12 protein-coding genes are annotated in these 15,068 nt (G+C 58.4%); 8 read left to right on the top strand and 4 right to left on the bottom strand.

The features are described from left to right. Window positions 1-99 precede the first annotated feature (99 nt). The 5 genes from B9H00_RS02560 (at window position 100) to otnI (ending at window position 4,610) form a co-directional block, all read left to right on the top strand. Window positions 100-861, top strand: a complete 762-nt coding sequence (locus tag B9H00_RS02560; protein WP_086899346.1) for a FadR/GntR family transcriptional regulator — start codon at window positions 100-102, stop codon at window positions 859-861. Between the two features lie 34 nt (window positions 862-895). Continuing rightward, window positions 896-1,801: an L-threonate dehydrogenase gene (gene ltnD / locus B9H00_RS02555; protein ID WP_086901659.1), complete on the top strand. Its 906-nt coding sequence runs from the start codon at window positions 896-898 to the stop codon at window positions 1,799-1,801. Between the two features lie 29 nt (window positions 1,802-1,830). Next, a complete protein-coding gene (gene otnK / locus B9H00_RS02550; RefSeq protein WP_086899345.1) occupies window positions 1,831-3,102 on the top strand; it encodes a 3-oxo-tetronate kinase in 1,272 nt (423 codons plus the stop codon). Beyond that, window positions 3,099-3,758: a 3-oxo-tetronate 4-phosphate decarboxylase gene (gene otnC, locus B9H00_RS02545; protein WP_086899344.1), complete on the top strand. Its 660-nt coding sequence runs from the start codon at window positions 3,099-3,101 to the stop codon at window positions 3,756-3,758. Before otnK ends, otnC begins: the two co-directional genes overlap by 4 nt. A 72-nt stretch (window positions 3,759-3,830) precedes the next feature. Continuing rightward, a complete protein-coding gene (gene otnI, locus B9H00_RS02540; protein WP_086899343.1) occupies window positions 3,831-4,610 on the top strand; it encodes a 2-oxo-tetronate isomerase in 780 nt (259 codons plus the stop codon). A 9-nt stretch (window positions 4,611-4,619) separates the two neighbouring features. Here the strand turns inward: otnI and B9H00_RS02535 are convergent, their stop codons facing one another. From B9H00_RS02535 to B9H00_RS02525, 3 genes are all read right to left on the bottom strand, one after another. After that, complete coding sequence (locus tag B9H00_RS02535) at window positions 4,620-5,507, bottom strand: isocitrate lyase/PEP mutase family protein (RefSeq protein ID WP_086899342.1); 888 nt, start codon at window positions 5,505-5,507, stop codon at window positions 4,620-4,622. A 141-nt stretch (window positions 5,508-5,648) separates the two neighbouring features. Continuing rightward, window positions 5,649-7,493, bottom strand: a complete 1,845-nt coding sequence (locus tag B9H00_RS02530) for an ABC transporter ATP-binding protein (RefSeq protein ID WP_086899341.1) — start codon at window positions 7,491-7,493, stop codon at window positions 5,649-5,651. A gap of 14 nt (window positions 7,494-7,507) precedes the next feature. Further along, a complete protein-coding gene (locus B9H00_RS02525) occupies window positions 7,508-7,876 on the bottom strand; it encodes a hypothetical protein (RefSeq protein WP_086899340.1) in 369 nt (122 codons plus the stop codon). Window positions 7,877-8,329: 453 nt separating this feature from the next. Here B9H00_RS02525 and B9H00_RS02520 point away from each other — a divergent pair, with 453 nt between their 5' ends. Continuing rightward, a complete protein-coding gene (locus B9H00_RS02520) occupies window positions 8,330-10,108 on the top strand; it encodes a DUF748 domain-containing protein (RefSeq protein ID WP_169713414.1) in 1,779 nt (592 codons plus the stop codon). A gap of 26 nt (window positions 10,109-10,134) precedes the next feature. Beyond that, window positions 10,135-11,673 carry an efflux transporter outer membrane subunit gene (locus B9H00_RS02515; protein WP_086899338.1) on the top strand — a complete coding sequence of 513 codons (1,539 nt, stop codon included), beginning with the start codon at window positions 10,135-10,137 and terminating at the stop codon, window positions 11,671-11,673. 77 nt (window positions 11,674-11,750) lie between these two features. On the opposite strand, the gene B9H00_RS02510 is transcribed toward B9H00_RS02515, so the two are convergent. Beyond that, window positions 11,751-13,424 (bottom strand): peptidoglycan DD-metalloendopeptidase family protein, encoded by a 1,674-nt coding sequence (locus tag B9H00_RS02510; protein ID WP_169713413.1) that lies wholly within the window; start codon window positions 13,422-13,424, stop codon window positions 11,751-11,753. Window positions 13,425-14,123: 699 nt separating this feature from the next. Between B9H00_RS02510 and B9H00_RS02505 the strand changes: the two genes are divergently transcribed. After that, complete coding sequence (locus tag B9H00_RS02505) at window positions 14,124-15,005, top strand: LysR family transcriptional regulator (RefSeq protein WP_086899336.1); 882 nt, start codon at window positions 14,124-14,126, stop codon at window positions 15,003-15,005. Window positions 15,006-15,068: the final 63 nt, after the last annotated feature.

Below are 15,068 nucleotides of genomic sequence, written 5' to 3'. Positions count from 1 at the left end.
TGACAACTATTGAGCGGAGCAATATGGTCATTGGTCGAACATCCGGCGCTCTGGCGTTATTTTTCGCAGGACCGCATCTGATACGGAGGCGTACACGACATGGTTGATTCGCCGTCTGACCGTCACCTGTCGGAGAGAGGGCCGGGCCTTGCCGAGCAGGTGGCGGGCGTACTGACTCGTGCCATCCATACCGGAAAGTTGAAAGCCGGACAGCGCCTGCCTACCGAAGCAGCGCTGGGGGAGCGTCATGAGGTCAGCCGCTCCGTGGTCCGCGAAGCCATTTCCATGCTGCGCAATGCCGGTCTTGTCGTTTCAAGGCGGGGCAGTGGCACTTTTGTGGCCGAGGCGCCGACAGTGTCGCTGGTGCAGGCACTGCCCGGGGGTTCGCTGGCCTCGGTACTGCATCTGCTGGAACTGCGTCGTGCGCTGGAAGGCGAAGCGGCCTTTCACGCCGCTACGCGCTGCTCGCGGGCGCAGCTTCGAAGACTGCGCAATGCGATGGTGGATATCGATGAGGCCGTGGAAGCCGGTGAGTCGGGCGTAGAGCAGGATCTCGCCTTTCATCGTGCCATCGCCGAGGCCTCGAACAATGAGTACTTCATCACCGTTCTGGATTTTTATAACCGGTTTTTGCATCAGGCCATCAGCCTGACCCGAAGCAACGAAGCACGGCGTGACACCTTTGTTGCCGAGGTCATCAGCGAGCATGACGCCATGATCGAGGCCATCGCCAGCGGCGATGGCGACGCCGCGCGTCAGGCGGCGTGGTGGCATATGGATCAGGCCCGCAGGCGCCTGAGTGATATCCCGCCGTCGTTGATCGAAGCATTCGAGCACGCGCGCGATGGCGGTCAGGATTAATTTCATCATGAACTGGTTTCAAGGGAGTCAAGGCATGGCACACAGGCTCAGAGCAGGGGTTATCGGACTGGGATCGATGGGAATGGGCATGGCGAGCTCGCTGATCCGCGGTGGGTTCGACACCCAGGGCTGCGATATCAATGCAGGTGCCCTTGAACGACTGGCCGCCGAGGGTGGCAGGCCGGTTGCCAACCCCGCCGAGATGGGGCGCCAGGTCGACATCGTCTTTCTGGTGGTGGTCAATGCCGCTCAGATGCGCGAGGTGTTGCTGGGAAGCCATGGGCTGGCCTCGACTCTGAGCTCTGGCAGTATCGTGGTGGGGTGTGCCACGGCGGCGCCGGACGATGTCATCGCGCTGGCGGCCGAGCTAAAGGAAAAGGGGATCGACTATCTCGATATCCCCATTTCGGGTGGCGCGGTCAAATCCGCAGCCGGTGAGCTGACGTTGATGGCTTCCGGTCCATCAGAAGTGTTTGAGCGTGCCCAGCCGACGCTGGATGCCATCGCAGCCACCATCTTTCGTCTGGGCGAGGCGCCGGGGCAGGGGTCACAGGTCAAGCTGGTCAATCAATTGCTGGCGGGCGTACATATCGCGGCAGCTGCCGAGGCCATGGCTTACGGCATCAAAAGCGGCTGTGACCCGCAAACGCTCTATGAAGTGATTACCAAAAGCGCGGGTAACTCCTGGATGTTTGAAAACCGCGTGCCGCATATTCTTGATGGCGATTATACGCCGCGCTCGGCCGTCGATATTTTCGTCAAGGATCTGGGGCTGGTGCACGACACCGCCCGCGCTGGGCGTTTCCCGCTACCGATGACCGCCCAGGCGCTGACCATGTTCAGCCAGGCCTCTTCCATGGGCTTTGGCCGTGAGGATGACGCGGGTGTAGTGCGTATTTTCCCGGGGATTGATCTGCCGACGCAGGCGGCCAACGACTGATTCTACCAACGCCAGTACGGAGTTTCCCCATGCCATTGCTGGGTTGTATTGCAGATGATTTTACCGGTGCCACTGATCTGGCCAGCCAGCTGGTCAGTATCGGGATGCGTACCGTACAGACCATCGGTATCCCCGATGAAGGGCTGGCCGAAGAACTGGCCGAGGTTGATGCTGTGGTGGTGGCGCTCAAAAGCCGCACCATCCCTGCCGAGGAGGCGATCTCACAGTCGCTGGCGGCGCTTGAATGGTTACAGGCGCGCGGCTGCGAGCAGTTTTATTTCAAGTACTGCTCCACCTTTGACTCTACCCCTGAAGGCAACATCGGCCCGGTTACCGAGGCACTGATGGCCGCGCTCGAAGTGTCCTTTACCGTCGCCTGCCCGGCGTTGCCGGCCAATCGCCGCACGGTCTATAACGGTTATCTGTTTGCCGGTGGTGTACCGCTCAATGAAAGCGGCATGCAGGATCACCCCCTCACGCCGATGACCGATGCCAATCTGGTGCGTGTGATGGGCAGCCAGACCCGACACCGGGTTGGGCTGGTGAATATTGACTGCGTGCGTCAGGGTAGCGATGCCGTGCGAAACCGCTTTGAGGCGCTCAAGGCAGACGATGTCAGGGTGGCGGTGCTTGATGCCATCGAACAGTGTGATCTGGAAACGCTGGGTGAGGCCTGCCGCGATCTGAGGCTGGTGACGGCCGGCTCCGGTCTGGCGCTTGGCCTGGGGGCGCGCTGGGGCGATCAGCTGACTGGTGGAGACGCCGCCGCGCTTCCCGCCACCCCCGGTTCCGAGGCCATTCTCAGCGGCAGCTGCTCACGGGCGACGCTGGCCCAGATCGAGCATGCAAAGGCGCACTATCCTCATTACCGCCTTGATGCACTAACCCTTGCCGAAAATTATCAGGATCAGGTGGCCGAAGCGCTCGCTCTGGCGCGAAAGCATCTCGATCGGTCCCCCGTGCTGATCTATGCCAGTGCCTCCCCTGACAATGTCAAAAAGGCGCAGGAGATGCTGGGCGTGCAGGCAGCCGGTGAACTCGTTGAGCGCGCGCTGGGGGAGATCGCAAAGGCACTGGTCAGCGAGCTGGGCGTTCGCCGCCTGCTGGTCGCCGGGGGCGAAAGCTCGGGCGCTGTGGTCAGTGCTCTTGAGGTGAAAGGCCTTCAGATTGGGCCGAGTATTGATCCGGGCGTGCCCTGGACGGTGACGCTGGGCACTGACGAACGGCTTTCGCTGGCGCTCAAATCCGGTAATTTTGGCGGTGAGGATTTCATGACCAGGGCCTGGGAGACAACGCCATGAGCCACATCAATACCCATAGTGAAGAAAACCGTCTGCGCGAGGAGATCAGCGAGATCGGGCGCGCCTTTCGCCAGCTCGGCATGGCGCCCGGGACTTCCGGCAACATCAGCGCCAAATGCGAGGGCGGCTGGCTGATGACGCCCACCAATGCGAGTCTTGGTGCGCTGGACCCGGCCGAGATCTCGATGCTCGACTGGGACGGCAATCTGCTCTCCGGCAAGCCGCCGACCAAGGAGTCCTTTCTCCATCGCGCCTTCTATGAGTCACGTGAGGAAGCCGGTGGCGTCATCCACCTGCATTCGACCTACGCCTCGGCGGTTTCCTGCCTGCGCGGGCTGGACGAGCGCTCGTGCCTTCCACCGATCACGCCCTATTTTGTGATGCGGGTCGGCCGTCTGCCCTTGCTGCCCTATTTCCAGCCCGGTGACCCGGCGATGGGCGCGGCGGTACGTGAATACGCCCCCGATTACAGCGCCGTGCTGCTTGCCAATCACGGCCCGGTCGTGGCTGGCAAAACGCTGGAGGCGGCGCGCAATGCCATTGAGGAGCTTGAAGAGACCGCGCGTCTGTTTTTGCTGCTCAAGGATCAGCAGATCAATACCCTTGATGAGTCGCAGATCGAGGGCCTGCGCCAGCAGTTCGGTGCCCGCTGGTAATCATGGTCTCTTCCCCGGTGACCGTGGGCACCGGGGCCTGTCGACTGCCCCTTTTTATCTGAAGGAATCCTCATGCCGCGTTTTGCTGCCAACCTGACCATGATGTTCAACGAAGTCTCCTTTATGCAGCGCTTTGAACAGGCCGCAGGGCAGGGCTTTGAAGCGGTCGAATATCTTTTTCCCTACGCCTTTGCGGCCGACGATATTGCCCGTGAGCTCAAGCGCCATAACCTGAAGCAGGTGCTGTTCAATCTGCCGGCGGGTGACTGGGAAGCGGGCGAGCGCGGTCTTGCCGCATTGCCCGGACGCGAGCGCGAGTTTCGTGACAGCGTCGAGACGGCTATCCAGTACGCGCGCACGCTGAACTGTCCGAGAGTACATGCCATGGCCGGCGTCGCCGGCGAAGGGGCAGACCTTGCGGCCATGCACGACACTTATCTGGACAACCTTCGCTTTGCCGCGCGCCGGATGCAGGAGGAGGGCATCATGCTGTTGCTCGAGCCGATCAATAGCCGCGATATGCCAGGCTATTTCATCAATCATCAGCATGAAGCGCATGAGGTGATCGAGACCCTCGGGGAGCCCAACATTCGGGTGCAGATGGATTTCTATCACACCCAGATCATGGACGGTGATATCTGGACCACCTTTGAGGAGTATCGCGAAGGGGTAGGCCATATCCAGATTGCCGGCGTGCCCGAGCGTCATGAGCCCGATACTGGCGAGGTCAATTACGCTTGGCTGTTCGAGCAGCTTGATCGAGTCGGTTTTGACGGCTGGCTGGGCTGTGAGTACAAGCCCCGTAGCGAAACCGCCGCCGGACTTGAATGGTTCAAGCCCTGGCAACGTTGAGTGACGATCTTATTCGTCGTGACCTGAATAGCGCGCTTCCAGATCGTCAAAAAGGGCCTTGTTCACCAACCGCTGCCGTTCGCTGAATGAGGCCACCAGCTGCGGGTCTTCATCGAGCCGGCCATTTTTGAGCAGTTGGGGCAGGGCCCTTTGCATGCCGCAAACGGCACTTTGTAACGCTGCATTGGCATAAAGCACGACGGCGTAGCCCAGTTGGTCAAGCGCATCACGGTCAAGGGTGGGGGTTTTACCACCGATCACGAGGTTGATCAGCAGGGGTACCTCAAAAAGGGCCGGCAGGCGTCGAATATCTTCCAGCGACTCGGTGGCTTCGATAAACAGGATATCTGCCCCTGCCTCGGTAAATTGATGTGCGCGCTCGATGGCGTGTTCAATGCCGTGGACCGCTGCGGCGTCAGTACGGGCGACAATCTGAAGGTGGTCATCCTGTCGGCTATCGACGGCTGCCTTGATCCTGCCGACCATCTCCTGTGTCGTCACGACCTGCTTGCCGTTGAAATGACCACACTTCTTGGGCATCACCTGATCCTCGAGCTGGATGGCATCTGCACCGCTGCGCTCGAGTGTGCGCACTGTATGGCGAACGTTCAGGGCGTTACCGAAGCCGGTATCGGCATCTACCATGATGGGAAGCTCAACGACCTCGCGCACTCGGGCGGTATGCTCGGCCACTTCATTGAGGCCGATAAATCCCATGTCAGGGAGGCCCAGTGACATGTTGCTGATACCCGCACCGGTGAGATAGAGCGCTTCAAATCCCGCATCTTCGACAATTCGAGCGCTCAGGGCGTTGAAAGCACCGGGCATCAACATGGCGTTGCGTGCCATGATTCGGCGGCGAAAGGCATCACGTCGCTGGGTATCTGCAATGGACATGTTCTTGTTTCCTGAAACAGGACGTTATTGTGGAGGGCACTCCTTCTGATACTGCCAGAGGCTGTCGAAAACCGATATCTCGCCATTGGATGGAGGCGGTTTGTCCAGCGAGCTCAGGTATTTGTCTCCTGCCTGAAGCCATCAGCGATAGCCTGCGGCCTGTAGCTCGAAAAACTCGGCGTAGCGGCCGCAAGCCGCCATCAATTCGTCATGACTGCCGCGCTCGATAACATGGCCATGCTCCATGACCACGATGACATCGGCACTGCGAACGGTTGAAAACCGGTGCGAGATCACAATGGCGGTCTTGTCGCGACTATAGAGACGAAAGCGCTCGAATACCGCTGCCTCGGCGGCGGCATCCATGGCGGCGGTGGGTTCATCGAGCACCAGAATATCGGCATTTTCACGCATCCATGCGCGGGAAAGGGCGATGCGCTGCCATTGGCCGCCGGAAAGCTCCTGACCATTTTTAAACCAGCGGCCGAGCTGAGTGTGATAGCCCTGTGGCAGCCGTTCGATAAAACCATCGGCCAGTCCGCGATGGGCGGCATCGCGCCAGCGCTGTTCGTCGTCGAAGGCATCAATGTTGCCTACTCCCAGGTTCTCTCCGACCGGAAACTGATAGCGCACGAAATCCTGAAAGATCACCCCGATCCGACGGCGCAGAGCTACGACATTCCAGTCACGCAGATCGCTGCCGTCGAGCAGGATACGCCCGCGGCTCGGCTGATACAGGCGGGTCAACAGCTTGATCAGGGTGGTCTTGCCGGAACCGTTTTCCCCCACCAGCGCCAAGCTCTCGCCGGGGCGCAGGTGCAGGGAAATGTCGTGCAGCGCGGTGGTGCCACCAGGGTAGTCGAAGTGGACGTGCTCAAAGCGCAGGCCGTCACCGGGTGTGGCGCCTTCGGTCAGCGTGCCGTACTCGGCATCGACAGGCAGTTCGAGAAATTCATAGAGATTGGACAGATAGAGATTGTCCTCATACATGCCGCTGATGGCACCAAGACCGGCTGACAGTGCGCTCTGGCTCTGTTTGAACACCATCAGATACATGGTCATCTGCCCCAGCGTCAGTGTCCCGATGATGGTTTCCAGCACCACCCAGCCATAGGCCGCGTAGAAGGTCAGGGTGCCCAGCAGCCCGAGTAGGAATCCCCACATGGTGCGCCGCAGGGTAAGGCGACGTTCTTCGTCGTAAAGGCGTTCAAAAATGGCGCGGTAGCGCTCGCGCAGCAACGGTTCAAGACCGAAAAGCTTGACCTCACGGATACTGTCTTCACGTGCGAGCAGCGTCTCCAGATAGCGTTGCTCGCGCATTTGCGGCGAGCGCCAGCGGAACAGGCGAAAGGCCTCACCGGAAAAGCGTGCCTCGGAGAAAAAGACCGGCAGGGCGCCGAAGGCGATAATGCCCAGTGCCCATGGGGAAAATTGCACCAGCAGCACGGCGAAGCTTGCCAGTGAGATCAGGTTTTGCAGCAGGGTGAACGTTCGATTGACCAGCGACAGGGGCCGGGTCGAGGCCTCACGACGGGCACGGGTGAGCTGATCATAAATTTCCGAGTCCTCGAACTGCGGCAGCGAGAGCTGGCCGGCCTTGTCGAGAATCATCATGTTGACCCTCTGACCCAGCCGGGCCCGCAACAGCGACTGCTGCGCCTCCAGCAGTCGCTGTGCCAGTGCTATTACTACGATAATGCCGCCTTCCAGTGTGACCAGCCACAAGACCGGAGAAAGTATCTCGAGCGTATCGGTGGCGATACTCTGATGTCTGGTGGCTGCAACCACGCCATCGACAATCAGCTGACCGACCCAGGCGGCGACGGCTGGCAGTACGCCGGCCACCAGTGTGGCCAGAGCCAGTCCGAGCATCATCAAACGTGAGGTCTGCCAGACCAGAAGCAAGGCTCGATGGGTGTAACGAAAGACATTGAAAAAATCGCCCGGCGCAGCGGCCAGGCGATGTTTGATGCGAAAAGGGGGCATGAGTCAAATGGCCATCAGAAGATCTGTCGTGAACGCCTTCGCGGGGTAGCGCCCTGGCGCGGGGCCCGGCGCATTCTGATATTGGCCTGCCATAAGTCGGGGAGCGAGGGGGCCAGTGGCCTTGCCGGCTGACGTTGGGCCCGCCCCTGCTGGGGCTTTGGTATCTCGCGCATGCCTTCTCGCAGGCACACACCAAGACTTGCAACCACGAGTACTCCTGCCATCAATAAACTGCCCACACTGCTGATGATGATCAATGCACCGGCTGCAACGCCCAGGGCAATCAGCATGACAGACAGGCAGATGTCGCGTGAGAAACCTCGCCAGAGCCCGTAGCCACCCAGGATGATTGCAAGAAAGGCTATCCATAGCAGACTGATCATAACGTCACGCTCACTCCTTGTCGGGCGCATCCTGCACCAGTATGTCCATCAGTGATTTTAGTGCATTTTGTGACAAAAACACGCCAAAGTCTGACAGACCCGAATCAATGGGTCGTCATGCTGTGGCGCACTGGTCCGAAGCGCCGTGATGGGCACTTTAAAGGCACCGGGTCAATAACGTCAGAAGAGGGCGACAGGTTAAGCCTCCTGATGATCAGAAGTATTAACAAAAGGGATTCCGGAGCTTTTAGATGACCGGCGGGGCGGCGAGAGAGGATGGCTGTCCTGCAGTGCGCATGCGCGAGAATAACCTGTGCGCAAGCGCCTTCGAGGGGCCGGAAGGCAGTGCTGACATGCTATCCTCATGACCATCGCGGTATCAAAGCCCCGTTAACGTGCGGGCATCCTTTCATGCCTGGACGCCGCTTTTTCAAAGACTCAGGAGTACAGGTCATGGCCATCGGGCATCGCAAGGGCTGGAGCATTACTGCCGGTATTGCCGTACTGGTGGTTGGCGGTATCTATTTTGCCGGCCCCTGGGCGCTGAAGAGCTGGGCAGTGGACTCGCTTGGCAAGGCCACCGGTCGGCCGGTCACGATCGAGCATCTGAGCTTTAATCCCTTCACGGCGACGGCTTCGTTACGGCAGCTCAATATCGGCGCCGGTGACTCGCCAGTCATTCATGTCGACGAGGGTGAGGCGACTCTGGCGTGGCGTACGCTTTGGGAGTCAGGTATTCATGTTGAGCGCATTGACCTTGAGGGACCTCGGCTGCATCTGGTGCAAACGCCGGAAGAGGGCCTCAACATCACGCAGCTGGGTGGCAGTGGTGACTCCGGCAAGAGCACTGCGCTGATCATTGACAGTATCAAGGCGCAACACGGTGAGATTGACTGGGTAAATCAAACTCAATCTCCCCCGGTGCAGCTGGCGGTAACCGATCTGGCGCTGACGCTTGAAGGCTATGACAGCCGCTCGTCATCTCCCATGCACGGTGAGGCAACAGGCACCTTGAACGGCGGGCAGCTCCATGCCGATGGCCGATTCGGTCTCAGTCCGTTGACCGGTGATCTGCAGGTAAGGGGGCAGGAGATCGGATTGAAGCTTATCAACCCCTGGCTGTCTCAGCTCAGTCGCGTGCAAATCGACCAGGGCACGCTGAACGCTCACGGAAAACTTGCCTTTGGTGAAGCAGAACAGGGAAAGGTGCAGTGGCAGGGTGATCTGGAGACAAACTCGGTTTCCGTGCTGGATGGTCGTCAACGCCTGTTTTTCAGTGTTGACAAGGCCCGGCTTGAAGGTATGGATCTTTTGACCGGTGATCATCTAAGCGCTGATCAACTGTCAATGTCAGGGTCAAAAATGATGGCCATTATTGATGAGGAGGGGGCGTTCAATCTGACCACTTCTCTGGGACTGCAGTCCGAAGGTGGCTCAAAACAGGAAAATCAGTCCCAGCATGGGGCCTCGGCAAAAGAAAACGAGTCCTCCGAGGGCGAGTCTCGGAATGAGCCACAGCAAGAGGGTGGTATGGCGCTTGCGCTCGGCCACATGGAAGTTTCCAATGGCGCGTTCGATTTCGAGGATCGCAACATGTCACCCAGGGTGACCCTGAGCGTCAGCTCACTTGAGGGCACCATGCAGGATTTTGATACCCGCCGCGACAAATCGGCAAGCTATTCCTTCAAGGGGTTCGAGAGTCAGCAGACACCGGTCACCATCGAAGGAAAATTCAATGCATCAGCGCCCTCTGGGGTCATGCATCTGATGGTCGATCGTCTGCCGCTTGAACGTTTCGCCCCCTATATTCAGCGCTTTGGAGGTTACAGGATCGAACAGGGGACTGCCGATCTTGATCTACGCTATCAGCTTCGCAACGGGCAACTGGATGCCAACAACCACGTAGTGCTTCGCCAGCTGGACCTGGGAGAGGAGGTGTCCAACGGAGATACTTCTTTGCCGCTGAAAACGCTGATCGGTGTTCTGCAGGGAGGCGATGGCGTTATCAATCTCGATATTCCCATTGATGCCTCGGTGGAAGGAAGTGGCGTCGATGTGAGCAAGGTGGTCTGGCAGGTCATTGGTGAAGCAATGGAGAATATGGTGACATCGCCCATCGATACGCTCGATGCCATGATCAATGGGGGGGACGATGATACGAAAGACAAGGACTCCGGGGGCTACGAAGAGGGGCCCCTGTCGCGGGTGGTCACCAAACCCAGCGACGACTGAGCGTGAAACAAGGATATGAAGGCGGAATGAAAACGGATAATGGGCAACTGGCTCGGTGGGCACAGGGCGTACGCCCCGGGGCGGCAGGTCTTTTGCTGGCGGCGTTGATCAGTGGCTGCGCCAGCTATGAAGGTATTGAGCCCAAAGGCGAGCTGGTGTCGCTCAATCAGCTATCGGCCCTTCAGGCCGTCAGGGATGTCACCATTTCTTCGGCCAACTGGCCCGAGCGTCAGTGGTGGAATGCGCTGGGAGATCCGCATCTGGAGGCTTTGATCCAGGAGGCGCTGGCGGATTCACCAGATATGGATGTGGCTCAGGCCCGGCTGCGTTCGGCCAATGCAGCGGTTGATCAGGCAGGTGCCAAACGTCTGCCAACCGTGGATGGTTCTGCGAAAATATCACGCTCGCGCGTCTCGGAAGTCGATGATCCCAGCGGGCAGGGCAATATCTACAGTACCACTCGCGGGTTGTCATCAAAGTTCAGCTATGACGTGGATCTGTGGGGGGGGCGTCGTGCGGCATGGTCAGCGGCACTGGGCGAGGCCAGAGCCACCGAGATCGATCTGCATGAGGCTGCCCTGACGCTATCGGTTAATGTGGCCAGGGCCTATGTTCAGCTGGCGGGAGATTACGCCCTGCTGGGCATCGCCCAACAGGAGCTCGAGCGTGCCCAGACCATTGATCAGACCAACCAGCAGCTTCAGCAGGCGGGGCTAAGCGATCAGTCGGCACGCCTGCAGTCCCGCTCCAGCGTGTCCACGGCGAAGCAGACACTGGAGTCGGCCGAGCAGGCCGTACGCAGTGATCGGATTTCTCTGGGCGTGTTGTTGGGCAAGGGGCCGGATCGCGGCTTTGATATCGAGCGCCCCCTGCCATTGTCACCAGCGCTGTTGTCGCTGCCTTCGGTAGTGCCGGCCGAGCTGGTCGGTCGCCGTCCGGATGTGGTGGCCGCGCGCTGGCGGGTCGAGGCCCAGACCCAGCAGATCAAGGCAGACAAGGCGCAGTTCTATCCCAATCTCAACTTGAGTGCGATGGCCGGCTTCAGCTCGCGGCTGGGCAGCTATTTCTTCTCTGAGCCGGCCAAGAGCTGGAATGTTTCTCCGGCATTGTCGCTGCCGATTTTTGAAGGCGGCCGGCTGAGGGCCAATCTGGACAGCACCGAAGCGGATTACGACCTGGCCGTGGCCCAGTACAACCAGACCGTGATTTCGGCACTGGGCACCGTGGCCGATACCATTACCTCAGTGCAGTCACTGGATCGCCAGCGGCAGTCGCTTGAAAAGGCGCGCGACGACGCTCAACAGGCCTTCGATCTGGCACTCGAGCGCTTTCAGGCAGGCATCACCAACTATCTGCAGGTGTTGAGTACCCAACAGCAGCTGCTCAGTGCCCAGCAATCGCTGGTCAGTCTGAACAGTCAGCTGGTAGATACCTCGATTCAGCTGGTACAGGCGCTGGGTGGCGGTTTTCACGATGGCCTCAACGTGCCACATATCTCTGGCGGCTATCCCCATGCGCCCAACCCCCGGACCACGGGTAGTTCCTCTGATCAAGCGGGCTCCTGAGCAGACATCGTCAATAAAGAAACGCCCCGTCAAGGGGCGTTTTTCGTGGCAGAAGTCGCGTCAGCAGACAAGAAGTATCAGGACTCGTCGTCCTTGTCACTCTTGTCGTCATGGCGAACCTGAGCCACGGCACGGCTGTTGTCAGCATTCTCGAGCTTGGCCAGAAGTTCTTTCGAATCGGTCTTGAAACTGGCCAGTTCCTTGCCGCTCAGTGAGCGGCCGCCCGGCAGCTTGACGCGCATGGCATTGACCTGAGAACCATTGGCGATGATCTCATAGTGAAGATGCGCGCCGGTGCTGCGACCCGTATTGCCGGATTTGGCAATCTCCTGGCCCATCTTCACGCGCTGTCCCGGCTTGACCTCCGGCTTTGAGAGGTGGAGGTAGCGGGTCTGGTAACCGTTGTCATGGGTGATCACGATATATTTACCGGCCAGCGGATGGCTGACCACTTTCGTGACACGGCCATCGGCGGGGGCGCGCACTACGCTTCCCACCGGCATCGCAAAATCAGTGCCCTTGTGGGGCGAGATGCGACCGGTGATCGGATGGTGACGCTTGAGATTAAAGGGCGAACTGATGCGATAGTGGCCCTTGAAGGGATAGCGGTTAAAGGCCGGGTCGAGCCCCTTGCCGTCGGGCGTATAGTAATCGCCGTCATGGCGCACGATGGTAAGGTCATCGCGGCCTACATACCGGGCGGCCAGAATGCGGGAGTCAAAGGGTTTTCCATCAATCACGTCCGACTCGACCAGCACCTGGAACCTGTCGCCGTCGCGGGCAGAACGGAAGTTGAGCTTTTTGCCCAGTACCGAAATCAGCTCCGCCACTTCTCCACCGGATAGGCCGGTCGCCCGTGCCGAGGAGCCAAAGCTGCCACTGACCGTGCCGGCGAAAAGCCGCTGTGTGGCTTCGCCGGTGCGTTTGATGTCGTTGACACTAAAGCTTTCATCGGTGCTTTCGCGCTCAAAGAGATAACCCTTGCGCGTATTCTGCATGACACGAAGTGCCAGCAGATGCCCGTCCTTGTCGACCTTGTAGTCCAGCTCGTTACCCACGCGCAGATTGGTCAGCGCCTTTTTATCAGGGGCGTCATTAATGAGCTTGAGAACTTCGCTATAGCCCAGTCCCAGGCTGTGCTCGGCAAGCTCTGCAAAGGTATCCCCACTTTGAACCTTGTAGGTCTGCCATTCGGGCGTGTAGGGCTCCCGGGTTTCGATCTGGCTGCCCAGAGAGAACTGGCCGCCTAGGCTGTCATCGTCGGCATAGTCGCCGGTATCGTCATCGTTGAAATTGTCAACATAGGACGTATGCCCGCCGAGACCGTTGCCCATGCCCGTTACATGATCGGCACGGGCGATGGCCAGCTCGGCATTTACCTGTGCAGGATCATTGCCCAGAGTGGCGCCGGCATTCATGGCCGAAAGGTTGGATGCCACAGCCAGGGCCTGGCGGACGTTGAGAGGGCTGGTGTCGCTCGCTGTCGTTGCAGTAGGCGCCGCCAGTGTCAGTGCACCGGCGATCTCGAGATGCGTTGGCTGACCAAAGACTCGAGCCTGTTCCTGTGTGCTGGCGAGGGCGAGGCTGATGGGCCGTGTGGCCTGCTGGAATTCTGCGACCGTGGCGTCTGTCGCAGCCGAGGTGTTCGTATGTTGATAAAGCTGGTGCGCACCCAACACGCCAACCATGGCGGTAACCGGTAACAATAAAAGCCTGTGCGTGCGGGGTAGCGAACTAAAAATTCGCAACATGATTATGGGCGCCGTATACAGATAGATAAAAGGGATAAAGGCCGGGTTACCTTACCTCAAGGTCAGAGATATGCCTAGTGTGAATCCCGTTAATTGGGCACCTTTATTACATATTAAAGCGGCTTGTACATAGAGATGATTAATGTTTGTTGGTTGTGAAACCATTGTACAAGAATCACTTTTTTGTCATGGCGGTATGACATACTCGGTCAGTCGGGCTTTTTCCGCTGCCGCCGCATGGCTGTCGCTCTGGCAAGGCTCCATGTTCCTTGCATCGGCCCTGACAGGAGTATTGATTGCGGGTCCTTTTATATGGATAAATAAACAGTATCTGATGTGGCTTGCAAATCCGAACAGTGTTTTATTTTAATCCTTGACTTCGAAATGCTCTTTTCCTTTTAAATAAATAGGGTTTTAGAACGCGTTATCATTTTTAAATAATGATGCCGTTAAAAAAGGTCGATGAAGGATTTAACGGGTATGCATTGGATTTTAAATGTATCTTTTTGTCATGCTGTAAATGACGTTTATGCTGGTTTTTTGTTGTAAAAATTAACGTTCTCTTATATTTTCTTTGCGGCTTGCGTTGTGCTGATCGGAGCATTTAGTTGCATGATTGGAAAGAAATTTTCCGTGCAGAAGTGAGCGCGCTGATAGCTGAAAATCCAGCGATGCCGTCATTTGTTGACAGGATGTAACATGTCTCGAGTAACTCTGGTTCAGTGGAAAATGCTGGCAGCAGTGGTGGATCATGGTGGCTTCGTTCGAGCTGCAGAAGCGATCCATAAAAGCCCCTCCAGTATTAATCATGCTGTTCACAAGCTTGAAACCCAGTTGGGTGTACAGCTGCTGGATACCAGCGGCCGACAGCTGCGTTTGACTGAGTCGGGAGAGATGTTGTTGCGCCGGGCGCGCCAGCTACTGGAAAGTGCCGAGACCCTCGAAGCAGTCGCCGACAGCCTCTCGGGTGGGCTGGAGGCCGAGATTTCCATCGGGATTGACCAGATTCTCGGTCCTGAAGCTCTTTGCTACGCTCTGGATCGCTTCTCTGCCCAGTATCCACATACGCGCATCCAGCTGCATGAGTCAGTGCTCAACGGTGGTATAGAGATGCTGCTGGATAATCGGGTGGACCTTCTGATCTGTGGTCTACCGGTACCGGGGTATCTGGGGGAACTGATGGGGGCCATTCGTTTCATTGCGGTGGCACATCCGGATCATGTACTTCATCAATTGAATCGGCCGCTGGATCTGCGCGATCTTCGACAGCATCGCCAGATCGTGATCCGTGATTCCGCGCAGCGTGAACAAAACGACAGCGGTTGGCTCAAGGCCGAGCAGCGCTGGACGGTATCGCATGTTGCCACTTGTCTGGACATTCTGGCTCGAGGGCTGGGGTTTGCCTGGGTGTCGCAGTCGCGTGTTCAGCCATTGCTGGACAGCGGTCGGCTCAAGGCATTGCCGCTGCAGGCCGGTGGCATTCGCGAAGTGCCGCTCTCTCTATACATCAATGATGTGGAAGGGACGGGGCCTGCGGTTCAGGCCATGGCCGAGGCGCTGCGTCATGAGTTTCGATCCTGATGTGATAATTGCCACAGCGCTGGATGTGGTCGGAGGCTGTGCCAACCATGGTTGTAGCGACTA

The sequence above is a fragment of the Kushneria marisflavi genome (genome assembly GCF_002157205.1).
Classification (GTDB): domain Bacteria; phylum Pseudomonadota; class Gammaproteobacteria; order Pseudomonadales; family Halomonadaceae; genus Kushneria; species Kushneria marisflavi.
This window is presented reverse-complemented; position numbering and strand designations above follow the sequence as displayed.